Genomic DNA, 24,081 nt, shown 5'->3' with positions numbered 1-24,081 from the left:
TCGCACCGGCACGAGTCATGACCTTCGCGACCGCTCGCCGCGGAAGGGGATGACGGGCAGCGAGAGCAGCGCGCACGCCAGGCCACCCGCGAACCCCGCCCAGAACCCGGCGTGCTCGATCAGCACGCCGGCGAGCGGCGTGATGATGAGGGAGACGGTGTTCTGGATGGTGTTGTGGGTGGCCAGCACCCGACCGGCCCAGGCGGGTCCGGCCAGCTCGCCGGCGGCGAGGTAGGCGAGCCCGTTGCCGGCCACGGTCATCACCGCGGCCAGGGCGAGCATGGCGGGCCCGAACGAGCCGCCGGTGAGCGTGCCGGCGACCAGCAGCGCCAGCACGCCGAGGGTGGCGATGGTGATCAATAACAGGGGCCGCATGCGCAGGCCGGTCCTGTCGGACCAGCGTCCGGCCGCGATGCGCACCGCCGCCCCGCCGATCGCCGCCACCCCGAACAACTGCCCGGCCGCCACGCTGTCCCAGCCGTACAGGTGCACCAGGCAGGTCACGCCGTACGTGCTGACCACCATCTGGGGCACCACGTGCAGGGCGCTGGTGGCGTGCACCCGCCACAGCGCGGGCTGCCGGTACGGCGTGCCCACCGGCGCGGTGTCCGGCCCGGAGATCGTACGCGGCGGCTCGGCCAGGAAGAGCGCGGCCAGCACGGCGGCCAGCAGGCTGACGGCGGCGCAGACGGTGAGCACGCCGGTCAGGCCGTGTGCCCGCGCGACCGGCGGGAGGACGAAGGCGCCGATGGCCATGCCTAGGGTGAAGGAGACCTGGCGCACGCCCATGGCGACGCCGCGCTCGGGCGGCTCGAACCAGCGCAACACGATCCGTCCGCCGCCGACCAGCGCGGCCGAGCCCGCCGCGCCCGCAAGGGCCAGCAGCGCGACCACCGCCCAGGTCTGGTCGACGAACGCGACCGCGGCGAACAGCAGCCCCGCCAGGCCCACGCCCGTACCCAGGACCACTCGTTCGCCGTGCCGGTCGGCCAGCGCGCCCCAGGCGACCAGGGCGAACAGGATGCCGATGGCCGGGGCGTTCGCGATGATCCCCGCGACCGGCAACGAAACTTCGAAATGTCGCTGTATTTCGGGCAGGATCAGGGGCAGGCCGCCGAGTCCTAAGGTGACGCTGGTGTGCGCGTTGACGCCCAGCGCCAGCATCAGCCACCGTTTCACGAGAAGCGTTTGAGGTAGGCCAGTTCGCTCTCGGTGAGCCTGCGCGGTGCCGCCCGCTCGACGTCGTAGGCCGCGAGGACCGAGGTGGCGGTGACGTACACGTCGGTGTCGTCGCGGATCTCGTACTTAATCGTGAACCGCACCGACCTGATCTCGGTCACCCACGTCTCGACCCGCACCGGCTCGGCGCGGAAGCCGAGCGGACGGCGGTAGTCGATCTCGTGGCGGGTCACCACCAGGCCCTTGAACGGCTCCTCGCCCGCGTTGTACGGATCGATGTGGAACATGCCGAACCGGGCGTCCTCGAGATAGTCGAGGAAGCGCACGTTGTTCACGTGATCCTGGGAGTCGATATCGGCAAATCTCACCGTTCGGAGGTATACGTGCCGCTGGGCTTGGGAGCGTTCAACCACGTCCGCCACCGTACCCGCCCGGGTCAGATGTCCTCGCGCCAGGTCTGTTTCTCATAGCCGGAGGTACGCCATGAGCGGGCTGGTCGAAGGCCACGTGGTGATCGTCACGGGGGCGGGCAGGAGGATCGGGCGCGGGCACGCGCGCGATTTCACCAGGCAAGGAGCCAAGGCGCCGGTCAACGACCCAGGCGCGAAGGTCTACAGCACCGGCACCTCCACGGCCGCGGTGGCCGCACCCAAGGTGGCCGCGGAAGCCGACAACACCGACACCTCAGCAACCGCGCCCAAGGCGGCCACATCCGAAATGGTCGCAGAAGCCGACAACACCGACACCTCCACGACCACGCCCAAGGCGGCCGCATCCAAGGCCGCCACACCCGAGGCGGCCGCAGAAGCCGACAACACCGACACCTCCACGACCACGCCCAAGGCGGCCACACCCGAGGCGGCCACACCCGAGGCCGCCACACCCGAGGCGGCCGCAGAAGCCGACAACACCGACACCTCAGCGGCCGCCGCCGAGGTGGTCGCGGAGTTCGAGGCCATGGGCGCCGAGGCAGTCGTCAACCGCGAGGACGTCTCCGACTTCGACGGCGCGCAGCGGCTGGTGCAAGCCGCCATCGACCGCTTCGGCGGCCTGGACGTGCTGGCCGACAACGCGGGCATCCTGCGGGCCCGGATGCTGGTCAACATGACCGCCGACGAGTGGGACGACGTGGTCAGGGTGCACCTGCGCGGCACGTTGGTGGAGGTGCCGTTCAGGACGACCAAGTACGACGGGACCGTTGACCCGGGACCACCGCCACACCACCATCCTCCCACCCTGACCACACCGCCATGCGGTCGCGAGGCAGCGTCACCAACCCAAACCGGCCCCGACCTCACTCCAGGCAACCGCCCACCCCAGCAGATCTCGATTACTCAGCGTAACAATCGCCCAACCTACCCACTGCCGGATCCACTCAGTCCCCGGCCGGCCCGGTGTCCGATATCCCCGCCACCCAGCGCACCCGTCCGGTCGGAGAGCCACCCGGCACACCCCGGTCAGCCCTCTTCGAGGACCTTGAGGGGGTCGAGGCGGCGGATCAGGGTCATCGCAGCCTCGATGACTTCCTGCGCCTCCTCCTCCGTGTCCGAGGTGGCGACCTCCCGGGCCGCCTCTCCGATGATGCTGGTCAGCACGGCCACGGTGAACCGATCGAGCGGATCGCCTCCAGCCCCCAGCAGTACCGCGTTCTGGCGTACCCACTCCCGCCCCCGCGTACGGCGGATCAGCTCGAATCCCGGCGGCCCGTCCCCGTCGATGAAGAGCCGCACCAGATCACGCCGATCCCAGGCCCCGGCGAGGTAAGCACGAGCCCCGGCGATCAGCAGCTCGACGGGATCATCGACGCCCGCCTTCTTGGCCTTGGCCACGCTGGCGGCCGACGCCTCCTCGTGCGCCGCCTGATGGTCCTCGTACAGGGCCAGGAACAGCTCGGTCTTGCCCCCGAAGTGGTGATAGAGGCTGCCGACGCTGGAACCGGCGCGGGCGACCACCTCGGAGACGCTGGCTTCGGCGAAGCCGTGCTCGCCGAAGACCTCGCGAGCCGCCTGCAGCATGGTTTTGCGGGTCTGAGCCGTACGACTCCACTCCCACGAGGACTTACGTGCCACGCAGCAGAGTATAACCAGCTAATTCTAGAATCCAATTCCACCACAGGCGAGCCGGTAGGCCTGGAGGCGGTGGCCCGAGGTCATGGCCTGATCAGCGCGAGATCATTTGAGGGACAGTAAGAATGGGCGACGGGCGGCTGCCCATTCTTCTGCCGTGTGCGACTATTCCACCTCGACCGCCAACTCGTAGATCTCCGTCGTGGGATGCCCGGCCTCTTCGTGTACGCGCAGCACCGCCTCCTTGGACGGCCCCGACGACAGGCAGAACACCTTGCCCGACTCGGGGTCCAGCCAGGCGCGCTCGAAGTGCACACCCTCGGACTCCTCTATCGCCAGGTCGCGCTCATGTGCCGCACGCAACTGCTCCTCCGTGACACCCACGAACCCGCTGTGCACGTCCATGAACTTCGCCATCGCGTCCCCTCCTCCTGCACCATCCGGTACGTCGTGTGCCTTCTGAGGAAAAGGCGTTCCATCGTGTGCCACCCCGTGCCACCGCCACCCAACCAAACCCGCAGTCAGTAGCTGAGCCCGCGCATCCGTCCAGGGCTCCAGCTGCCGCCATCCGCCCAGGGCTCCCGCTGCCGCCATCCGACGATGGTGGCACGCGACAGCAGCCCCCTCCGAGAACGCCCACAGTCACCCGGCAACCAGCCCCGTCACCCATGACCGCCCGCGGTCACACTCGGCGTCGGCCGGGTTGCCGCCATGGACGATTACGACCATCCCAGGGTCGACCCGCGCCGGTGCATCACGACGGCCGACCGCTGACCGACGCAGACCCGCCCACCGCCCTGAACGACCGCCATCGCTCCTGACATCAGCCCACCACCATGGACGATCGTGACCGCCTCACCACACAGATGACCGCCTCACCACACAGATGACCGCCATCGTCCACCACCACCGATGACTGCCATCACCCACCACCACGGACGATCGCGAGCGTCCCAACACCGCGCGAGCGTCCCAACACCATGGACGCCCCCTCACCCACCACCATGGACGACAGCGATCATCCCAAGCGTTGGCTTCAGCACCACCTCAAAGGGCCAGCAGGTCCTCCTTCCTTGAGCGGACTCGATAAGCGACGCGAGGCCCGCGACCTGCCCACTGCCCGCGCCCCACAGGACGACGGGCACGGTCAAGGCGTACGGCGCCGCTCCTACCCGCGCCCTGCCCGTCAGGAGCCGAGATCGCATCGCACCGAAGCGGGAAAGCCCTCTCGTTACCTGCCACAGCCCCACCGGATTCTCCTCGCCCCGCTCCCCGCGGAATTCCAAGGCGTCAAGGGCTGGGTACGCCGTTGCCGTTCCGCCCCCGGCCGGCCAGCACCTCCTCAAGCGTCGGCCGGACGTCGCCCGGCTCGCGTCGACCAGGCTGGGCCAGTTGGATCAGGACGCCGTGAGCCTCCTTAGGGTGCAGGAAGACCTCGCGCCAGCGAGGGTCCGCCTGGTTGAGGCCGTGCAGGCGGTAGCCGCGGGCGGTCAAGAGGGTCACGGCGGCCGCCAGGTCGTCGACGTGGAAGTTCAGGTGGTGGACGCCACCCCGCCCCCTGGTGAGCTCGAAGAAGCTGTCGAAGAACGTCGATCCGGCCAACGGCTCCATGAGCTCGACCTTGCCGCCGTTCGCATAAGTGAGCTGTAACGTGCGGTAACCGGCGATCCGGTTGTCGCCGCCGCCGCCCAGGTGCCGGCCGCCGAGCAGGTCGCGGTAGATCGGCAACAGGTCCCTGATCCGGGGAGCGGCCACGGCCGTGTGGTCGAAGGAGACTTCGAGGCCGTCGAGTTCAAGATCCAAGACACGACTCCTTACTCCAGGCGATCCTAGAATTTGATTCTAGTCAGGGATGAACATCTCACCCTTGACGACAGGCACAGTGAGGGGCAACATCACAGAAACGAATTCTAGAGCAATCTTCTAGAACGCTTGACGGGGGTCCAGCCCACAGAAAGGCAAGCCATGAGGCTGTCCTACGTCCGCGAGCTCGACGAGTACCCGACCGGCGCCCGCCGCATGAAGATCCTCACGATGGCCGTGCTGGCCATCCTCATCGGCTCCTACGAAGGGCAGATCGCACCCGTCGTACCTCTCCTCCTCAAAGATCTTCAGATGTCGCTGGCCACGTACGGCGCCGTGTCAGGCGCCGCGGCGGTGGCCGGGGCGATCGCCTCCATCCTGGGCGGCAGGCTCACCGACCGGCTCGGCCGGGTGCGCCTGCTCATCCCGCTCATGGGCCTGACGGCCGTGTGCTGTTTCGCCATGACACTCGTGCACAACCCGCGCGACCTGCTGATCGCCAGGATCGTGCTGGCATTCGTAGACGGTGTGGCCATGGCCAGCACCGCACCGCTGATCAGGGACTTCTCACCGCGCCTAGGGCGGGCTCAGGCGTTCGGCTTCTGGACGTGGGGACCCGTCGGCGCGAACTTCCTGGCCGCGGCCATCGCAGGCTGGACTCTGCCGATCTTCAACGATTCGTGGCGCTCGCAGTTCGTCATCATGGGGTGCTTCTCGCTCGTCATTTCGGCGGTCATCGCACTCAACATCGCGGACCTGTCTCCCGAGCTGCGGGCCCGGATCCAGCACACCGAGCAGGCGGCGGCTCAGGTCGTGGATCTCGGACGGCCGGCGCGCGTGCGCTCGCTCTTCGCCAGGCGGAACATCTGGGCGCACGTCATCGGCATCTCGCTGTGGCTGGTGCTCTACATCACGCTGTCGCTCTTCGGGCAGACGATGCTGGTCGATGCGCTCGGTATCAGCAGTGCTCAGGCTTCGACGATCATGGCGGCGTTCTGGAGTCTCAATCTGCTCACGCTGATCGTAACAGGGCGCCTGTCCGACCGGACCCAGCTGCGCAAGCCGTTCTCCCTCGGCGGAACCATCGCGGCCGTCCTCGTCACCGCCTACCTCGCCGTCTCCCTGGGCCAGGAAGGCGTCTCGACCGGCACGCTCATGGTGGTCGGCGCGCTGCTCGGCGGCTCGCTCGGTGTGGCGTTCGCACCCTGGATGGCCAACTATTCGGAGGACGCCGAGGACGTCGACCCGCGGCTGCAGGGCACGGCGTGGGGGCTGTTCGGGTTCCTGACCAAGGCCATCGCGGTGGTCGGATTGCTGGCCATCCCGCGAGTCGTCGCGGCAACGGACTGGCAGACGTGGCTGTTCGTGGCGCTGGGCTGTCTTGTCCTGTTCATCCCTGCGATCGTCATGTTCAACGGGCCGTGGCGCCGCCCCGCCCGTACGCCTGTCACAGTCGCCCTCGGGGAGGCCGAAGGATGAGCGAGCTGTCCGACGTCGCCGACTCCGACCTGCGTGGGATCCGTCACCTCGACATCGACGACGTGCTCGCGTACGTGCACCGCGACCTCAAGCGGCTGCCCGACTACACCGAGCTGTACAAGCGTTACCTGCGCCAGCGCTGGGACGTCTACGAGCTGGACTTCTCCCAGGACATCGTCGACTGGCGCGAACGCATGTCACAGGAGGAACGGGACGCGTTCGTCGGGATCTCCGCCGGGTTCCACCATGGGGAGCGGCAGGTGGAGGTGGAGCTGCCGGTGTTCATGCTGGGCGGCTCCGAGGAGTCAAAGATCTACATGTCCAGCCAGATCGAGGACGAGGCCCGGCACACGGTGTTCTTCGATCGTTTCTACCGCGAAGTGGTCGGCATGCCGGGCGACTCGGTGCAGGATGTGCTGGACGCGTCGTTCGAACACGTGTCGGAGACGTTCGTAGGGCCGTTCGGTCTGCTCGCCTACCAGGCCGACGAACTGCGGAAAGACCCCGAAGACCCCGCCGCCCGGGTGCGCTACGGCACGACGTACTTCCTGTGGATCGAGGGCGTGCTGGCCCTGTCCGTCATGAAGATCACGCTCACGTACTGCCGGGAGCGGGGGTTCCTGCCCGGCTACTACACCGGCTTCACGGCCACGTGCCGGGACGAGGCCAGGCACGTGCAGTTCGGGATGCGGTTCCTGCGCGACTCGGTGCAGGAGGATCCGCGGCTGCTGCTCCAGATCCACGAGACGCTCCGTACGATCCTCGCGATCAACGGCGCCACCAGCCGCAGGCTCGCCCTCGAGTCTCTGGGCTGGTCGCCGGAGGAGGTCAGGCGCCTCATGATCCGCCAACTCCACATGAAGCTGGTGGACGTGGGCATCGCACTCCCTCCGGACATCCAGGACATGGTCGCCCGCATCGAACCAGAGCTCGCCGGAGGCTGACGCATGCGCTTCTTCACCCCGGAATGGGCCGAAGCCGTCCGCGCCGCCGTGGACACGGGACCTCCCCAGGAGGGCAAGCTGCCGGCGTACTGGAGCTGGATCGACCGTGCCCGCGTCGGCTACACCGCCACGTGGGCGCTGGGCGTCCGCGAGACAGGGGCGTACCTGGTCCTGACCTGGAAAGACGGCAAGTGCGCCGAAGCGGCGATCACCTCCGACCCTGCGGACGCCGACTATGTGCTGGCGGCCGGGGAGTCGACGTGGCGGGAGCTGCGGGAGAGAGCCGATCCCGGACGGGTGGTGATGTATCGGGGGTTACGCTTGGAACGCGGGGACGTGCTGGCGTTCTTCCGGGTCATCTACTTCTTCGTGGAGTCTCTCGCCGCCCTGTCCCACGTCCCCGTCGAGCTCTGAACGAACGCTGCGACCGACCCGCGCCGCCCGGCGTCCGTCACGTCGCCAGGCACCCGTCCACCACCGGGCCGGGCACCCGTATGCCACCCGACCACCCGACGGTCCCGGCCCCCGTACACCACCCGAACGGCGACCGGCTTTGTGCGGCAGGCGACGTCACCTGCGCCCCGCCGTACACGGTGGAAGTTCCCTCCGGAACGGCGGAGCGCGTGCGGATCAGATCAGTCGCGGTGGAGCTTCCGGTACGTGACGCGGTGCGGACGGGCCGCGTCGGCGCCCAGTCGCTCGATCTTGTTCTTCTCGTAGTCGGCGAAGTTGCCCTCGAACCAGAACCAGTTCGAACCTTCTTCCCACGCCAGGATGTGGGTGGCGATGCGGTCGAGGAACCACCGGTCGTGCGAGGTGATCACCGCGCAGCCCGGGAAGTCGAGCAGCGCGTTCTCCAGCGACGACAGCGTCTCCGTGTCGAGGTCGTTGGTGGGCTCGTCGAGCAGCAGCACGTTGCCGCCCTGCTTGAGGGTGAGCGCCAGGTTGAGCCGGTTGCGCTCGCCTCCCGACAGCACCCCCGCCTTCTTCTGCTGGTCGGGCCCCTTGAACCCGAACGCCGCGATGTACGCCCTGGACGGCATCTCCACGTTGCCGACCTTGATGTGGTCGAGCCCGTCGGAGACGACCTCCCAGACGTTCTTGTTCGGGTCGATGCCGCCGCGGCTCTGGTCCGCGTACGAGATCTTGACCGTCTCACCGACGATGATCGAACCGGTATCAGGCGTCTCGCTACCGGTGATCATGCGGAACAGCGTGGTCTTGCCGACGCCGTTGGGGCCGATGATGCCGACGATGCCGTTACGCGGCAGGTCGAACGTCAGCCCCTCCATCAGCAGCCGATCGCCGAAGCCCTTCGCCAGCTCGTCGGACTTGATCACCGTGGTGCCCAGGCGCGGGCCCGGCGGGATCTGGATCTCGTCGAAGTCGAGCTTGCGGAACTTGTCCGCCTCAGCCGCCATCTCCTCGTACCGCTGGAGTCGGGCCTTGCTCTTGGTCTGGCGGGCCTTCGGGTTGGACCGAACCCACTCGAGCTCGTCCTCCAGGCGCTTCTTCCGCTTGACGTCCTTCTGCCCCTCGACCTTGAGGCGCTGCGCCTTGGCCTCCAGGTAGGTGGAGTAGTTGCCCTCGTACGCGTACGCCCGGCCGCGGTCGAGCTCCAGGATCCAGCCCGCCACGTTGTCGAGGAAGTAGCGGTCGTGGGTGACGGCCAGCACCGTGCCGGCGTACTTCTCCAGGTGCTGCTCCAGCCACTGCACACTCTCGGCGTCGAGGTGGTTGGTGGGCTCGTCGAGCAGCAGCAGGTCGGGGGCCTCGAGGAGCAGCTTGCACAGCGCTACCCGGCGACGCTCACCACCGGACAGCTTCGTCACCTCGGCGTCGGGCGGCGGGCAGCGCAGCGCGTCCATGGCCTGCTCGAGCTGACTGTCGAGGTCCCACGCGTTGCGGTGCTCGAGCTGGTCCTGAAGCTTGCCCATCTCCTCCAGCAACTCGTCGCTGTAGTCGGTGGCCATCTGCTCGGCGATCTCGTTGTAGCGCTGGAGCATCGCCATCGTCTCGGCGACGCCCTCCTGCACATTGCCGAGGACGGTCTTCTCCTCGTTGAGCGGCGGCTCCTGCTGGAGCATGCCGACCGTGAAGCCCGGCATCAGCCTGGCCTCTCCGTTGGACGGCTGCTCCAGGCCGGCCATCATCCGGAGCAGCGTCGACTTTCCGGTGCCGTTCGGGCCGAGAACACCGATCTTGGCTCCGGGCAGGAACGACAGCGTGACGTCGTCAAGGACAACCTTGTCGCCGTGCGCCTTGCGCACGCGCTGCAGCGTATAGATGTACTCCGGCATGCCCTCTAGCTTAGGGGCTCTCCACCCAGGCTTCCGCCGCTCCTCCCGGTAAGGCCCGAAAGACCAGGCAGCACCCACACATCCACCGCAAGACCCCACCCCGACGTACACACAAAGACAGCACCAAGGCCGAGAACCCCTGCGGATACCGCGCCCTGCCCCGCCCACAACTACACCTGAGGCACGCGCACAACACCCCCTCGGGCACCCAGAACGCCGCCCTGGGCACGGGCTAGCGGGCGCGGACACTGTTTGAACACCAGGCTCGACCGCGAACAGCTCCTCAACACGGGACGACGGCGACAGTCGGCGCTCGAACAACAACGCATTCACGCGGCCAACCCGCCTGGTCGCCCAGGCGGATCGTCCAGTGGACACCGCGCTCGCCAGACACGGCCATCGGCGACGGACAGTGCATCGAGCTCTGGGCACTATCGCACGCAAAACCGGCATCCCTAACCAGGGCCGGCGGCGCTCAGGAGGTCAGGAGGTGTGATCGTCGCTGGGGAGGGAGCGTGGAGGAGGTGGTGATTGGACGACAGGAATGCAGACACGGTCCCGGCCTAGCTCCTTCGCCCGGTAAAGCGCCAGGTCGGCGGCCGCCAGCAGGTCGATCAGGTCGTCTCCGTGCACGCTCATCAACGCGACCCCCGCCGAAATGGTCACCCTGACGAGGGCGTCGTCGACGGGGATGGCCATGTGGCCGATTCGGGTACGGAGGCGTTCGGCCACCTGGCGGGCCTCGTGGATGTCAGCGCCAGGCAGGAGGACGACGAACTCCTCGCCCCCGAACCGACCCACAACGTCGTAGTCCCGCAGCTGACTGCGCAACGTGGACGCCACCCCCACCAGCACCTGATCGCCTACCAGGTGTCCGTAGGCGTCGTTGACGCGCTTGAAGTGATCGATGTCGATGATCAGGAGGGCCAGCGTTTCCCCTGTACGGCGGGCCCTGACGATTTCGGTGTCGGCCTCGCGCTGCCAGGCCGCGGCGTTCAGCAAACCTGTCTTGGCGTCCGTACGAGCTGCGGCTTGGAGCTGGGCATGGAGGAGGCTGCGCTGCAACAGCACCACCGGCGGGAGCGTCAGGATCAGCAGGGCCAGGTTGAGTCCGCAGCAGATCGAAACCGTCACGCCCAGGCAGAGCTCGACGATGTCCAGCAGCACGCTCTCCCTGTCCCACAGGACCTCCCGCCACGGCATGTCGGGGTCTGCGGTGTGGGCGGCTATGGCGATGAGGGCGATGTTGAGCAGGGAGAACAGCACAGCCGCCCCGACCGCGCAAAGGATCGGCGGGCCGCTCCCGAGCGACAGCACCCACGGGTCCTCGATCACCCAGTGGAACGCGACGGACGCCGCGCACCCGGCCAGACCGATGGCGGCCGCGCTGAACACCCGCCGGTAGAGGACGGTCGCCCGGACGCGTACCTGAAGCAGAATCTGCAGGACGATCGGCGCGAAAATGGCGTAAAGCGGCGGCAGCAGCAGCGCAACCGGCAGCCACCAGGCCGACAGCAGGTCTCGCGAGACGCCGGCGGGCATGCCCAGCCGCCTACTGGCCTCGATGCAGACCGCACCGCAAGCCATGAGGGCACCGAACGTGGCCAGGTCCCACCATTGGAAGACGGTGGTCACCGCGAACACCATGATCGCGGCAAAGTCGAGAGCGACGATCGCACACAAATAGATCACGAGCGGGCGACGTTGCCCGAGCAACGGCCAGCGGCCGGCCAATGTTGACACACCGTCGCGAGACCCGATCGAGGCGTGACTGGTCGCCGCCATCTCATCTCCTCCCTGACTAACGATGTGTAACACAATAATTGCGGAGTGTGCGATGTGCGATGGGAACGGATACGTTGGCAATGACTACACACACCTGCTCATGCCGCGAGTGGGTCGTGTTGGGACAGCCGTGCCGAAAGGAGCAGCCATGGTGCAGGGCGTGACCTGGACCTGACAGATGCTCTAGCCATCTGCCGCGGACAACACACCATCGGCCGCCCTCGGGGGTGCCAGTCAACGGGAGCCACGGCCGGTGCCCCCTCCCCCCTCCTTCCCCTCCACCACCGCCTTCACCTGCTTCCTCTTCGCTCGTCCGCCTCTCCATCGCCCTTCCGCGTTACGACTCTCGCCCTGAGAACCCCGTCCTGCTTTCTCCGGTCGCGGCCATGGCTAGTGCCGGGAACCCGTCCTCCTCTGCCTGCTGCCGTGACAGCTCACTCGCGAGGGTTTTCTTTCTGTCGCTTGCCACCGCGGCTCCGCTCACGCGAGATCGCCTCTGTCGCAGCAGTTCCACCCACGAGGACGTCCCCTTTCCGCCCGTCGCAGCTCACGCGGGAAGGGTTCCCCTCTACGGCTTCTGCCGCCACAACCCCACCCGCCGGGGTTTCCCTTGCCGCGGCTGCGCTCACGAAGACCTCACCGTCTGTGGTTGCTGCTGTGTGGCTCACTCTCCGGGAGTTGCTCGTCTTCAGTTTTTCGAGTTGCGCCAACCCTTCGAAAAGCCTCCTCTTCTGTCGCCTCTGGGCTGGTCCCTCGATGCCGTCCGTTCAAGGGGTTTCTTCCCCTCCTGCGCATGGGCTCGATGTCGCTGGTGCTGCGTTTTGCGGGCCTACCGCTTGGCATCCGGACGTGCGTTGGCGCCCGGTCTTTGGGGTGAGGGGCACCGGTTGGCCGATCGGTGCCCCTTCGCGTGCTCTTACGCCGCTGCTCGTTCCTCCAGCAAGGGCTCTTCGGCATCGTCGTCTTCCTCGCCGACGCCCGCCTTGCTCGTTGTCTCGTCGGTCTCGGGGCCAAGGAAGCGGACCGTGTGGTCTCCCGTGCTCAGGGTGTGCCTCTTGCTGTTCTCCTCCTCTGCGGAGCGCATGGTGTTGTCCTCACCTTCTGAGGAGACTGCGGTGCTGCCGGCTTCTCCTGAGAGCAGGGTGTCGGCCTCGGATGTCAGGGTGTGTGCGGCGTCGTCCAAGCCTGAGTCTTGGTCGGTGCTCAGGGTGTGGAAGGGGTTGGGTTCGGGGGTGGAGGCGGAGCGGGGGAGGCTTCGGAGGCTGCGGGTGCCCATGGCCCAGTCGCGGGTCTCCTCGTCCAGGCGGTCGCGCATCTCCTTGCTCATCGAGGTGATTCCGGCACGGTCCGGCTTGGTGAAGGCGCCGGTGCCCCAGCGCAGGTCGTGCCCGACCGCGTTGGCCTCTATCTCGGGGACGAAGCGGCGATCACCCTCCGGGCCGAACTCGCGGATGCGCAGCTTGCCGGAGACCACCACAGGGTGTCCTGCCCGGACGGAGGAGGCGACGTTGTCGCCCAAGGTGCGCCAGCAGCGGACTGTAAAGCACACCCTGTCGCCGTCCATCCATTGCCCCGCCTTCTTGTCGAAGTAGCGGTGTGAGGAGAACACCTTCAGCGAGGTGACCCTGCTGCCGTCATCAAAGCTGTACTGCCTCGGCTCTGCTGCGACGTTGCCGGTGAGCGTGATGTAGATGTCGTTCATCCCATGCCTCCCATGCGGCGGGCAGGCTGCCCGCGATCTGGGATCAGGGTGCCGAGGGAAGGCTTGGTCCCGAGCTCTGGAACGCGGTTCTGTGGATGGGCGGGACCGTCTTGGTGAGCCTGTGGATGAGGGGGCTGTCGGTGGTGAAGCCCCTGTCCGGGAAAGGCGCGTTCCGCGAGGGAGGCTGTAGGTGGAGATCCGCCGGGGGGCGAGAGCTGCTTGCGGTGGAGAAGCCAGCCGCGAGGGCTGCTTGGGGCTGCCAGCGCAAAGTGCGGGGCACGCGAGGGGCTACTCTGCGCTGTCGCTGCGGGCGTCTGCGCGGGCGCAGGGTTATGGCCCTGGCGGTGCGTGGTGTACGGCTGTACGGGTGTACGGCTGTACGGGTGTGAGGGGTGCGGGGCAGGTGGCGTGGCTGAAGACGGGAGGCTTCCGGCCCGCGCGAAGACCGAAGGCCCACGCGAAGGCCGTGAAGCGCACGCAAAGGCCATAAAGCTCACGCGAAGGCTGTAAGGGCCGCTGGCGAGGTTCAGGCACTGGGTGCCAGGCACATCAGAGCAGCGATCCCGGTATGCGAGGTTCCGGCTGCCTTTGGCTCGTGTCGTCTCGCGACCCGGCCGCCAGATCCACCGCTCTTGTGGGCATGGGCCGTGGCTTGCGGGCGCATCGGGCCGTGGCTTGCGGGCGCAAATGATCGTAGGGCGCAGGCACGTCCGGCCGCAGCACGCGAGCGCCAAGGGCAGGGCCGTGGCTCGCGGGAATCCACTCACATCATGCGGCGGGCGGGCATGGGCTGGTAGGGGGCACGGAAGGAAGCAGGTCGGGGCCTGGGTGGGCCGGTGGGAGGGGGCAGAGGGAATAGGTCGCGCAGGGCCGTGCAGAAGGCGTGGTGGCAGGTCGGGTACGGGTCGAGCCCGCGTAGGTCGACGGGAGGGTCAGGGGGACAGGTCGCGAAGGGCCGTGCAGAAGGCGTGGTGGCAGGTCGGGTACGGGTCCGGGCCCGCGTGGGTCGGTGGGAGGGTCAGGGGGACAGGTCGCGTAGGGCTGTGTAGAAGGCGTGGTGGCGGGTCAGTTCGCGTTCGACCGGCTCCACGACCATCGTGGTCGACACGGCGGCCACGCGGCGGCGCATCTCCCGTTCCAGGCGCTCGCGCTCCCGCGAAGCCCCCAGTTCAACGAAGTTGCGGGAGGCGATGCCGGACAGCGCTCCCAAGCCCAGTACGGACGCCATCATCAGCCCCACCCACGGCAGTGTCGCGCTGTCGCCCAGCAGTTCCAAGGCCGGAGGAAGCTGTCCCGGCATCAGGAGGCCCGCGGCCAGCCAGGCCAGGCCGGCGACGAAGGCCACCACCAGGACGTACTGCCATATCTTGAGCGCGCGCCACCATCCGGGTACGCGGTCGAGCTGCGGTGCGACCTCCGTGAGGTCCTCGGTGAGGGCCTGCGGGAGCTGGCTGGAGCGGGAGCGGGCGGCCTGGTGGACCGCGGTGCGCCACACCGGGTGCATCCCCCCCGACAGCCCGTCGGCGAGTGCCTGTACGGCGTTGGCGACCTCGGCCGACTGCGCGCTCACCGAGCCAGTCGTGATGCCGCGGATCTCCTCCCCAAGGTCCTGAAGGCGCAGGCTCTTGAGCGGGTCCGAGCGGAACTTCGAGAACCACCGCGGGTACGGCCAGCCCACCCAGTGGCTCGACCGCTCGGCGTAGACGTTCTCCATGGCCTCGCCCACGGCCGGTACGCCCACCGCGTCGCACAGCGCGTCCGTGAGCCCCATCCGGCGGGCCTCGTCGACCGAGGACGGCGCCGACAGGGCCTCGCCCAGCGGCATGGCCTTGCTGAGGCGCTGCTCCAGCCGGTGCAGGTCGGCTTCCAGCTTCTGGATGGCGGCGCGCCGGCGGGCCACCGCGGTCGCGATGACGCTCCTGAGGCTCTCGATGCCGCGGCCCGTGACCGCGGAGGTGGGTACGACGCTGGGATGCTCGACGCCCTCGCGGCGCAGCAGGTCGTTGAGGTCGATGACCAGCTCGGCCAGCTCTTCCTTGGTGAGCCTGTCGGCCTGGTTGAGCGCGAACACGGTCACCGCCTCATGCCCCGCCAGCTCCGTCACGTAGCGGCGGTGCGTGGACGCGTCGGCGTACTTCTGCGGGTCGAGCACCCACACCACCAGGTCGGCCAGGCCGATGAGCCGGTCGGCCTCGGTGTCGGTGAGGGCCCTGATCGAGTCGTGGTCGGGCAGGTCGAGCAGGATCAGCCCGTGGAGCTGGCTGTCGCCCTTGTCGAGCGCGCTGGCCCGGGAGAAGCGGTGCCGCCACTGGATCTGCAGCCAGTCGAGCAGCGGGCCCGCGCCCTCCAGCCCCCACACGCAGGCGTGCGTACGGGCGGTGGTCGGCCGGCGGACGCCGGTGGGCGACAGCTCCAGCCCCGAGATGGCGTTGAACAGCGACGACTTGCCGCTGCCCGTGCCGCCGGCCAGCGCGACGACGGTGTGCTCGGAGGACAGCTTGAGCCGGTCCCCGGCCTGCGTCAGCAGCGTGTTGGCCTCGTTGAGCAGCTTCTTGTCCAGCCGCCCGGGGCCGTGCTCCACCACCTTGGTGAGCGCGGTCAACCGCGGAGCCAGTCCGGGCCTGGTCGTCATGGTGGTCATCGGGCGACCTCGAGGTTGTACGTCGCCTGGTAGAGACGGGTCGCCACGGACTCGTCCGGAATGCCCGCGGTGTCGAGGGCTTGCACGTAACGCATGGATTCCTCGTCGAACAGCATGCCGATCCTGGCCCGCAAATCGCTGAGCGCCTTGGCCCCGATGCCACGCAGCGACTCCGCGCCGAGCAGGGCGTTGACCAGCCGGTGCGGCACCCCTTCACCGTTGGTCCCGCTGAACATCGCGACCGTGAAGATCAACGAGAGCGCGTCGGGATCGAACGACACGAGCTTCGACACAGACCGCTTGGCCACGCCGTCGGTGCGTACGAGCTCACTCAGGTGCTCCTGCCATGACGCGATGGCGCGACCGGCGTGACGTACGAGATTGTCGGAGGGCCTGTCGAGGCCCTCACCGAGCTTGGCGCCCAGCTCGGAACGGTGCCGCCAGCGCGCGACCACCTCCTCGGTGGCGCGGTTGGCGGCGGCGACGATCACCGACTCGAGCCCGGCCCGGATCGCCGCCTTGAACGCCAGCACCCGCTCCGGCGCGTGCTTGGCCGACCGGCCGCGTTTGCGCACCTGGAGCGAGCGCATGAGATCGCCGGAGCCGGCGAAGTCCTGCCACCGGGCCAGCACCTCGCCGTGCAGCAGCGAACCGTTCTTCGACGCCTTGTCGACCTCGCTGAGCGCGCCGCGGAAGGCCGCCTCCACGTCGCTGCGCAGCTCCGTCCTGAACGCGACCTGCCCCTCCAGGTGCCTGGCCAGCGCGGGTACGCGGGTGCGGAAGCTGTTGAGCACGCCGTTGAGCGTCTCGCGCACGGCCTGGGCCCTGCGCTCCTCGTCGACCGACAGCTCGGCCAGCCAGAGCCGCAGGTCGGTGACCTCGCTGTCGGGCAGCCTGCCGTCGGTGACCTTGGCCTCGTTGATGACGAACCTGTCGATCTCGCCCAGGCCGTATTCGGTGAGCATCCGTACGAAGTGCTTCAGAACCACCTCGGCCGACCTGGGCTGCACCCGCGACAGCACGATCGCGAGCCGGGCGCCGCGCTCCTTGGCCAGCTTCAGCAGGTTCCAGGCGGGGGCGTCGGCGTAGCGGGCCGCCGTGGTCACGAAGATCCACAGGTCGGCGGCGTCGAGCATGCGGTGGGCGACCTCGTGGTGCTCCTCGACGACCGAGTCGATGTCGGGGGTGTCGAGCAGCGCGACGCCCTGCGGCAGCTTCTCCGTCGCGACGACGACCATGCTCCGCACCCCGGCTTCCGGGGCGGGCTTGTCGAGCCGCTGGAGGCTGGCGAGCAGCTCTCCCTCCGCGAACCACTTCCGGTCGTCCGGGTGGCAGACCAGCACGGGGGTGCCGGTGGTCGGGCGGCGTACGCCGGTGCGCGAGACGTTCTTCTCGGCCAGCGTGTTGACCAGGGTGGACTTGCCCGCGCCGGTGGAGCCGGCGACCACGATCAGGGCTGGGGCGGCGCTGGTCTTGACCCGGGGGAGCACGTAGCCCTCCAGCTGGGCCAGCAGCTCCGCCTGCGTCTGCCTGGCCTCGTCCGCGCCGGGCAGGTCCAGGCCGAAGCGCAGGTCCGCGACGCTCTCCCGGAGCGCGCCGAGCGCCGCCATGAGCGCCTCGGCGGCTTCGGCGGGCAGTTCCTCCCCGCGGCCCGGCTTCTCGCCCTTTGCCGGTTCCTGGCTCCCCTGCGGCTCCGCGCCATCACGGGGCTCCGCGCCGTCCTGCGGCTTCGCGCTGTCCTGGGGCTCTTCGCGATCATGCGAGTCCTCGCCGTCGCGGGGCTGCCGCTCGGCTTCCGGCTCGTCGCCATCCGCCGGCTCGGGCTGCGGTTGCTCGTCGTCATCCGCCCCGTCGGCCGGAGAAGGGTCGTCAATCGTCGGCTCGGCCTGCGACTGCTCGTCGGCCGGCTGCGCGCCTTGAGGCTGTTCCTCGCCCGGCTCGGTGTCCTCGGGCTGCCCATCGGCCTGCTCCGAGCCCTGAGGCCGCTCCTCGCCCGGCTCGGCGTCCTGAGATCGCTCCGGCTCGGCGTCCTGAGGTCGCTCCGGCTCGGCGTCCTGGGGCTGCTCGTCGGCCGGCTCCGCGCCCTGAAGCTCGTCGTCCTCGGTCGCCACGTCGTCCTGAAGCTGCTGGTCGAGTGACGGCGGCCCGTCCAGCGACGACGGCTCCTCGGCGCGCGGCTCAGGCTCCGGCTCGGGATCCTCGTCGGACGAGTCCTCCGTCGGGAAGGACGGCCGCTCACCTCCGGACGGACGCACGGGCCGCGTCTTGCCGGCCCCTGGGCCGCCCAGCGCGGCGGGCTTCACGAAGAGGGAGGGCCGCTCAGCCTCCACGGGATCGCCGGCCTCCTCAGACACGTCGTCATCCGCCGGATCCGCCTCGTCGGGCTCCTCCGAAACAGGCGCCGGTGGCTCCGCGGCAGCCTCCCGCTCCCCCGGAGCCGGTGGCTCGGGGGGAGGCGCGGGCTTCTTCCGCGCCTTCTTCGTGCCGAAGGCGTCGAAGGCGTCGTCGCCCTGGACCTCTGCCAGGTCCTCGTCACTCACGGGGAGAAAGCTCAACGTCTGCTCTCCCGGTGACTCCTGCCGCCCGTCATCCATGGCCGTGTTCACGGCAAGCGCTCCGCTCGAACCATCTCGACCTCCTGGCCGACCCTCACGACGTCGCCGACGATGACGATCGCCGGCGGCCGTATCCCAGCCGCGGACACGCGGTCGGCCACGGTGGAAAGGGAAGCGGTAACCGCCCGCTGGGTCGGAAGGGTACCGTCCTGTACCACCATTGCGGGAGTCTCCGGGGGACGTCCGTCTCGGATGAGCGCTTCTGCCACCTTCGCGAGCCGCTCGACGGCCATCAGCAGCACCAGCGTGCCCTGGGAACGGGCCAGGGCGGGCCAGTCGACGGTGGACTTGGGGTCGTCGGGCGCGACGTGCACGGAGATCACGTGGAACTCCTGGCTGACGCCCCGATGCGTCACCGGCACCCCGGCCGCGGCGGGCACCGCCACGGCGCTCGTGATGCCGGGGACCACCAGCACGGGAATGCCGGACCGGGCGCAGGCGATCATCTCCTCGCCGCCGCGCCCGAACACGAACGGGTCGCCGCCCTTGAGCCGGACCACGAACTTGCCCTGTCTGGCGCGGTCCACGAGCAGCTCGTTGATGGTCTCCTGGGAGAGCGAGCGGCCGTAGGGGACCTTGGCGGCGTCGATCAGCTCGACGTCGGGGGCCAGCTCGTCGAGCAGGGCCCGGGGCGCGAGCCGGTCGGCGACCACCACGTCGGCCTGCGCGAGGAGCTGGCGCCCCCGCACGGTGATGAGGCCGGGATCGCCTGGGCCGCCGCCCACGAGCGCCACGCCGACCGGTTTGGTGCGGTTGCGCCGGGCGTCGACCGTGCCGTCGCGCAGCGCCTCCACGACCGCGTCTCTGATGCCGGCGGCCCTGCGCGGGTCACCGCCCGCGGTGACGGCCACGTTGATCTCGTCGACGCGCCCGGTGGCGGGCGTCCAGGCGGCCGAGGCCTCCTTGTCGTCGGCCCGCACGCACCACACGCGTTTGGCCTCGGCCTCGGCGGCGATCGCCGTGTTGGCGGACCTGTCGTCGGTGCAGGCCTGTACGAGCCAGGCACCGTCGCAGTCGCCGACCTCGTAGGGCCGTTCGTGCCAGGTGACCCTGCCGGCGGCGATCAGGTCGTCGAGCGCCGGCGTCACACTCGGCGACACGACCGTGACCTCCGCACCGGCCTCTAGCAGCGCGGGAACCCGCCGCTGCGCGACGCGCCCGCCGCCCACGACGAGGACCCGGCGGCCGGAAAGCCGCAGGCCGAGGAGGTAGGGGCCCATGGGGGGGAATCTCCCGTTCGCGAAGGTTCTGTGTTAGGACGTAAACCTACCGGCTCCGGAACCGTCATTTGCTGCGCACGGGTCAACGACCGTCGAGAAGGGGCTGCCGCGGGTCCCAGCGAGGCCCGCCCTGAGCATCCTTCCGGCGTCTGGCCATCGCTGAAAGCGCTTCAAGGATAACCCGGTTTCCCAGGTAGGCGGTGATGTCCGCGTGATCGTACGGCGGCGCCACCTCGACCACCTCCATTCCGGCCACGGGCAGTTCATAACAGATGCGGCGAACCGCATCGAGCAGCTGCCTGGCGGTCAGTCCCCCAGGTTCGGGCGTGCCGGTGCCGGGAGCGTGGCCGGGGTCGCAGACGTCGATGTCGACGGACAGGAAGATCTGGTCGCACTCGTCGAGCGCGATCGTGAACGACTCCGTCAGGCACTCTTCCAGCCCACGGGACACGATCTCCGTCATTTCGTACGAACGCATGTTTTGAGCGGCCATCCAGCCCAGCGTCTCCGGCTCGGGCCAGTAGCCGCGCAGCCCGATCTGCAGGAACCTGTCGCCCCGGATCGCCCCCGACTCGATGAGCCGTCGCATCGGCTGGCCGTGCCCGTAGAGGTGGCCGAACGCGATGTTCCCGGTGTCGGCGTGCGCGTCGAAGTGGATCATCGAGGTACGGCCGGGCGCGTACGCCCTCGCGGTGCCGCGGGCGTCGGGCAGCGCCACCGTGTGGTCGCCCCCGAGCACCAGCGGGACGGCCCCGGAGGCGGCCACGCGGTGCACCGCGTCCTCGATCGCGGCCAGCGAGCCCTCGACGTCGCCCGAGTAGCACTCGACGTCACCGGCGTCCAGCACCCGCAGGTCGCGCAGGGCGTCCACGCGCAGCGCCAGGCTGGGCCTGGAGCCGTCGTGCGGCAGGTAGCAGGCCTGGCGCAGCGCCATCGGGCCGAACCTGGCGCCGGGGCGGTTGCTGGTGCCTCCGTCGAAGGGGGCGCCGACGATCACCACGTCGGCACCCTCATAGGAGGACGGATCGTTGACGTCGCAACGGTCTATGCCCAGGAACGTGATGTCAGGACCGTACATGGGGCCGTAACGGGACACCGCTCACCTCCAGTGCCCTCCATCATCACATGGTCTTTTCGGTCACTCCCGCCGAATCGAACGTCGCGACGTCGTGCATCACCCGTACGGCCGCGCAGACCACCGGATGCGCCAGCAGCCCGCCCGTGCCCTCCCCCAGCCTCAGCTCCAGGTCCACCAGCGGGCGCAGCCCGAGGTGGGTGAGCGCGGCGGCGTGGCCGGGCTCGGCCGAGCGGTGGCCGGCGATGCAGTGGTCGATCGCGGCCGGGTCGAGTGCGGCGGCCACGAGGGCGGCGGCGCCGGCGATCACGCCGTCGAGGATCACCGGCACGCGGGCGGCGGCGCCGCCCAGGATGAAGCCCGCGATGGCCGCGTGCTCGAACCCGCCGACCGCGGCCAGGGCGCGCAGCGCGTCGCTGGGCGTGGTCAGGGCCCCCGACAGGCCATTCGTGCGCAGGGCCTCGCGGACGATGCCCACCTTGCGGTCGAACGTCTCGTCGTCGATCCCGGTGCCCCTGCCGGTCACCTCGGCCGGGTCACGGCCGGCGAAGACGGCGATCAGGGCGGCGGAGGCTGTGGTGTTCGCGATGCCCATGTCGCCGGTGATCAGGCAGCGGGCCCCCGACGCCACCAGGTCGCGGGCCACGCCGATCCCCGCCTCCAGCGCCCTGACCGCCTGGTCGACGCTCATCGCGGGGCCCTCGGACAGATCGTCGGTGCCGTACGCGATCTTGCGGTTGACCAGGTTGGGCGCGTCGGGCAGGTCGGCGGCGACGCCCACGTCCACGACCGTCACGGACACGCCGGCCTGGGCGGCGAAGGCGTTGGCGACCGCGCCGCCGGCCAGGAAGTTGGCCACCATCTGCACCGTGACCTCCTGCGGCCACGGGGTGACGCCACGCGCGTGCACGCCGTGGTCGGCGGCGAAGATGGCCAGCGCCGCGGGCTCGGGCATGGGCGGCGGGGTGACGCCGGCGGCGCCCGCCAGGCGTACCGCGATCTCCTCGAGCGCGCCGAGCGAGCCGCGAGGTTTGGTGAGGCGGTCCTGGTACGCGCGGGCCTCGGCGATGGCTCGAGGATCCGCGGGACGGATCGCGGCGAGCGTCTCAGCGAGCACGGCAAACCTCCACTTACGGGACGAGTTGGAGCGCTTCCTCATATCGGTCGATCACGACGTCGGCCAGGGTCTCACAGTCGCCGATCACCTCGGCGCATCGGATGTCGAGATCGGGGTGTCCCGCGCCGTACGCCAGCGCCTGGGCCCACACGCGCTCCAGCAGGCCGCCCGCGAACAGCAGGTACGGCACCACGATCACGCGCTTGGCCCCGAGACGGCGGCAGCGCTCGAGCCCGCCGGGCACCCCGGGCGGGGTGACCGACACGAACGCGGTCTCAACGGTCATGAAGTCGTAGGCGTGCGTCTCCCAGAACAGCCGGGAGACCCGGTGGATCTCGGCGTTGGCGGTCGCGTCCGTCGAGCCCTCGCCGACCAGCACGACCGCCGTCTCACCTGGCTCGATGTGCACGGGATGGTCCTCGACGGGCAGGGAGTCGACCGCGCGGAGCCGCGGCCTGGCGCCCACGAGCTCAAGGGCGCGCGGCTTGGAGATCTCGGTGGCGGCCTCGTTCAGCCGCTCGGCGAGCAGGCCGAGAACGCGCGGGTCGGGGCCGAGGGGGCGACCGTAGTCGTACATGAGCATCGGATGCCGCTTCTGCTCCAGCTCCATCGCGGCCGGGAACTCCTCGCTCATCCTGCTGAGGCTCATCGGCAGCGCCACGAGCCGGTGGTGCCCCTTGGCGACCAGGGAGGCGACGGAGTCGCTCAGCCGCGGCGAGGCACGTTCCAGGTAGCCGCCGGACACGTCGGCGCCCGTCTGGTCCAGCCGGCAACGCAGCCGATGTACGAACCTGCCGAACTCCGCGGCGTAGGCATCATCCTGTGAGCCCTGCCCGATCAGCAGGAGCGGCGGCTTCATTGTGAGGGAATCTCCGGTGCGTTAGACAAAGACACGCGAGGATAACCGATGCGCCCCGGTAGGGAACAGGTCACGCTGTGTGCGCGGGCGTCGCATGCACGACGAACACGGGGTCGGAGGCGGTCAGACGGTGTGAACCGTCGGGGTCGAGCGTCAGTCTCGAGGCCAGGATCTGGGTGCCCTCGCCGCGGTAGCCGTGCTCGCGCAGCCGTTCGAGGACGGCCGTGACCTGCTCGACCTTCCTGAGCGAGCACACCAGCGCCCGCGGGCCCCGGGCGGCGCAGGCCACCACCACGTCGGGGCCGCCGCCGCCCACGTAGACGGCGTCGGGGTCGGGCAGCGGCTCCAGCGCCGGCGGCGCCTGGCCCCTGGTCAGAGCCACTTTGACGCCGTGCTTGAGCACGTTGACGCGCAGCCGGGCGCAGGACTCCTCCTCGCGCTCCACGGCCACGACGGCGGCGCCCATCCGCGCGCACTCGACGGCGATCTCGCCCTCGCCCGCGCCCACGTCCCAGACCAGGTCGCCGAGCCGCGGTCCCAGCTTGGCCAGGATGAACGCCCGCACCTCCGGCGGCAGCGCCCCCTCGAACGGCAGCGCCCACTCGGCCGGTCCCGGCTGCGCGCCCGCCACCCAGCCCTGCTCCTTGGGCTGGTGCAGCGGGTCGACGACGAGGACCACGTCGGGGTCCTTCCACGGCCTGGTCGTGGCCTCCCCCATGCGGCTGTGCGTGACCCGCTCGTCAGGCCCGCCGAGGTCCTCGCAGACGATCAGCGCGCGGGGCGTGGTCGGCGCCAGCTCCCTGGCGATCTCCCCGGGGCCGACGCCGGGCGCGACCAGCAGCGCCACCTTGGGATGGGCCCGGCAGGCGTTCACGACCCGGTCGATCTGGCTCGGGCCGGATGGGGCCACGACCAGCGCGTCCTCCCAGTTGAGCCCGGCACACGCGAAGGCGCGGGTGATCAGCGAGGTCGCCGGCACCACCTCCGGTTTGAGGCCATGTGCCCGCAACGTGCGGACGACGCCGAAGAATCCGGGATCGCCCTCGGCGACCACGACCGCAGGACCTTCTCCGTGTTCGAGGTGATCGTCCAGAACTTCGAGCAGCGCGCCGTCGGCCGCGGTCGGCGCGGAGAGCCTGAGCTGCCCGAGAACGGCGTCCGGGCCCACGACGAGCCTCGCCTCGCGGAGCTTGTCCACCGCCTTGGCCGAGAACTCGTGCCCGTCCCACCCGACCACCGTGATCATCACGCCTCACCGTCCTCACCTCAAGGGTGACGGCTGCGATCGGGTTTCAC

20 protein-coding genes and 1 pseudogene are annotated in these 24,081 nt (G+C 69.4%); 5 read left to right on the top strand and 16 right to left on the bottom strand.

Annotated features, from left to right (window positions below; all coding sequences use genetic code 11):
- Positions 1 to 15: 15 nt before the first annotated feature.
- From ACIBI9_RS48175 to ACIBI9_RS48165, 3 genes are all read right to left on the bottom strand, one after another.
- Positions 16 to 1,179: an MFS transporter gene (locus tag ACIBI9_RS48175; RefSeq protein WP_397233352.1), complete on the bottom strand. Its 1,164-nt coding sequence runs from the start codon at positions 1,177 to 1,179 to the stop codon at positions 16 to 18.
- Positions 1,176 to 1,547: an acyl-CoA thioesterase gene (locus ACIBI9_RS48170; RefSeq protein WP_397233350.1), complete on the bottom strand. Its 372-nt coding sequence runs from the start codon at positions 1,545 to 1,547 to the stop codon at positions 1,176 to 1,178. The genes ACIBI9_RS48175 and ACIBI9_RS48170 overlap by 4 nt, the downstream gene beginning before the upstream one ends.
- 243 nt (positions 1,548 to 1,790) lie before the next feature.
- On the bottom strand, positions 1,791 to 2,138 hold the full coding sequence (locus tag ACIBI9_RS48165) for a hypothetical protein (protein ID WP_397233473.1): 348 nt from the start codon (positions 2,136 to 2,138) through the stop codon (positions 1,791 to 1,793).
- Here ACIBI9_RS48165 and ACIBI9_RS48160 point away from each other — a divergent pair.
- Positions 2,137 to 2,277: pseudogene (locus ACIBI9_RS48160) on the top strand (SDR family NAD(P)-dependent oxidoreductase); the annotation flags it as partial. The gene ACIBI9_RS48165 and the pseudogene ACIBI9_RS48160 sit on opposite strands and share 2 nt — an antisense overlap.
- Before the next feature lie 359 nt (positions 2,278 to 2,636).
- Here the strand turns inward: ACIBI9_RS48160 and ACIBI9_RS48155 are convergent.
- The 3 genes from ACIBI9_RS48155 to ACIBI9_RS48145 form a co-directional block, all read right to left on the bottom strand.
- Complete coding sequence (locus ACIBI9_RS48155) at positions 2,637 to 3,248, bottom strand: TetR/AcrR family transcriptional regulator (protein WP_397233348.1); 612 nt, start codon at positions 3,246 to 3,248, stop codon at positions 2,637 to 2,639.
- A 162-nt stretch (positions 3,249 to 3,410) separates the two neighbouring features.
- Entirely contained in the window at positions 3,411 to 3,662 is a 252-nt protein-coding gene (locus ACIBI9_RS48150; RefSeq protein WP_397233346.1) for an SCO4226 family nickel-binding protein, read from the bottom strand.
- Between the two features lie 873 nt (positions 3,663 to 4,535).
- On the bottom strand, positions 4,536 to 5,048 hold the full coding sequence (locus ACIBI9_RS48145) for a VOC family protein (RefSeq protein ID WP_397233345.1): 513 nt from the start codon (positions 5,046 to 5,048) through the stop codon (positions 4,536 to 4,538).
- A 162-nt stretch (positions 5,049 to 5,210) separates the two neighbouring features.
- Here ACIBI9_RS48145 and ACIBI9_RS48140 point away from each other — a divergent pair, with 162 nt between their 5' ends.
- The 3 genes from ACIBI9_RS48140 to ACIBI9_RS48130 are packed head-to-tail and all read left to right on the top strand — an operon-like array spanning position 5,211 to position 7,885.
- A complete protein-coding gene (locus tag ACIBI9_RS48140) occupies positions 5,211 to 6,527 on the top strand; it encodes an MFS transporter (protein WP_397233344.1) in 1,317 nt (438 codons plus the stop codon).
- A complete protein-coding gene (locus ACIBI9_RS48135) occupies positions 6,524 to 7,471 on the top strand; it encodes a ribonucleotide-diphosphate reductase subunit beta (RefSeq protein ID WP_397233342.1) in 948 nt (315 codons plus the stop codon). The genes ACIBI9_RS48140 and ACIBI9_RS48135 overlap by 4 nt, the downstream gene beginning before the upstream one ends.
- A gap of 3 nt (positions 7,472 to 7,474) precedes the next feature.
- Entirely contained in the window at positions 7,475 to 7,885 is a 411-nt protein-coding gene (locus tag ACIBI9_RS48130; protein ID WP_397233340.1) for a hypothetical protein, read from the top strand.
- A gap of 221 nt (positions 7,886 to 8,106) precedes the next feature.
- Here the strand turns inward: ACIBI9_RS48130 and ettA are convergent, their stop codons facing one another.
- Positions 8,107 to 9,771 (bottom strand): energy-dependent translational throttle protein EttA, encoded by a 1,665-nt coding sequence (gene ettA / locus ACIBI9_RS48125; protein ID WP_397233338.1) that lies wholly within the window; start codon positions 9,769 to 9,771, stop codon positions 8,107 to 8,109.
- A gap of 483 nt (positions 9,772 to 10,254) precedes the next feature.
- On the bottom strand, positions 10,255 to 11,463 hold the full coding sequence (locus ACIBI9_RS48120) for a GGDEF domain-containing protein (protein WP_397233336.1): 1,209 nt from the start codon (positions 11,461 to 11,463) through the stop codon (positions 10,255 to 10,257).
- Between the two features lie 152 nt (positions 11,464 to 11,615).
- Between ACIBI9_RS48120 and ACIBI9_RS48115 the strand changes: the two genes are divergently transcribed.
- Positions 11,616 to 11,720 carry an SWIM zinc finger family protein gene (locus ACIBI9_RS48115; protein WP_397233334.1) on the top strand — a complete coding sequence of 35 codons (105 nt, stop codon included), beginning with the start codon at positions 11,616 to 11,618 and terminating at the stop codon, positions 11,718 to 11,720.
- 752 nt (positions 11,721 to 12,472) lie between these two features.
- Here the strand turns inward: ACIBI9_RS48115 and ACIBI9_RS48110 are convergent.
- The 8 genes from ACIBI9_RS48110 to ACIBI9_RS48075 form a co-directional block, all read right to left on the bottom strand.
- Positions 12,473 to 13,258, bottom strand: coding sequence for a single-stranded DNA-binding protein (locus ACIBI9_RS48110; RefSeq protein WP_397233332.1), 786 nt, complete (start codon positions 13,256 to 13,258; stop codon positions 12,473 to 12,475).
- 1,018 nt (positions 13,259 to 14,276) lie between these two features.
- Complete coding sequence (locus tag ACIBI9_RS48105; protein ID WP_397233330.1) at positions 14,277 to 15,899, bottom strand: GTP-binding protein; 1,623 nt, start codon at positions 15,897 to 15,899, stop codon at positions 14,277 to 14,279.
- Positions 15,896 to 18,439 carry a dynamin family protein gene (locus tag ACIBI9_RS48100; protein ID WP_397233328.1) on the bottom strand — a complete coding sequence of 848 codons (2,544 nt, stop codon included), beginning with the start codon at positions 18,437 to 18,439 and terminating at the stop codon, positions 15,896 to 15,898. The genes ACIBI9_RS48105 and ACIBI9_RS48100 overlap by 4 nt, the downstream gene beginning before the upstream one ends.
- Before the next feature lie 62 nt (positions 18,440 to 18,501).
- Positions 18,502 to 19,734: a uroporphyrinogen-III C-methyltransferase gene (cobA, locus tag ACIBI9_RS48095; RefSeq protein WP_397233326.1), complete on the bottom strand. Its 1,233-nt coding sequence runs from the start codon at positions 19,732 to 19,734 to the stop codon at positions 18,502 to 18,504.
- Between the two features lie 82 nt (positions 19,735 to 19,816).
- On the bottom strand, positions 19,817 to 20,830 hold the full coding sequence (gene speB / locus ACIBI9_RS48090) for an agmatinase (RefSeq protein ID WP_397233324.1): 1,014 nt from the start codon (positions 20,828 to 20,830) through the stop codon (positions 19,817 to 19,819).
- 25 nt (positions 20,831 to 20,855) lie between these two features.
- Positions 20,856 to 21,926 carry a nicotinate-nucleotide--dimethylbenzimidazole phosphoribosyltransferase gene (gene cobT / locus ACIBI9_RS48085; protein ID WP_397233322.1) on the bottom strand — a complete coding sequence of 357 codons (1,071 nt, stop codon included), beginning with the start codon at positions 21,924 to 21,926 and terminating at the stop codon, positions 20,856 to 20,858.
- 13 nt (positions 21,927 to 21,939) lie between these two features.
- A complete protein-coding gene (locus tag ACIBI9_RS48080) occupies positions 21,940 to 22,785 on the bottom strand; it encodes a sirohydrochlorin chelatase (protein ID WP_397233320.1) in 846 nt (281 codons plus the stop codon).
- Positions 22,786 to 22,855: 70 nt separating this feature from the next.
- Positions 22,856 to 24,031 (bottom strand): precorrin-6Y C5,15-methyltransferase (decarboxylating) subunit CbiT, encoded by a 1,176-nt coding sequence (locus ACIBI9_RS48075; protein WP_397233318.1) that lies wholly within the window; start codon positions 24,029 to 24,031, stop codon positions 22,856 to 22,858.
- Positions 24,032 to 24,081 lie beyond the last annotated feature (50 nt).

The organism is Nonomuraea sp. NPDC050451 (assembly GCF_044458585.1).
Note: the sequence above shows the minus strand (reverse complement) of the source record. Positions and strands in the feature narration are given on the sequence as shown.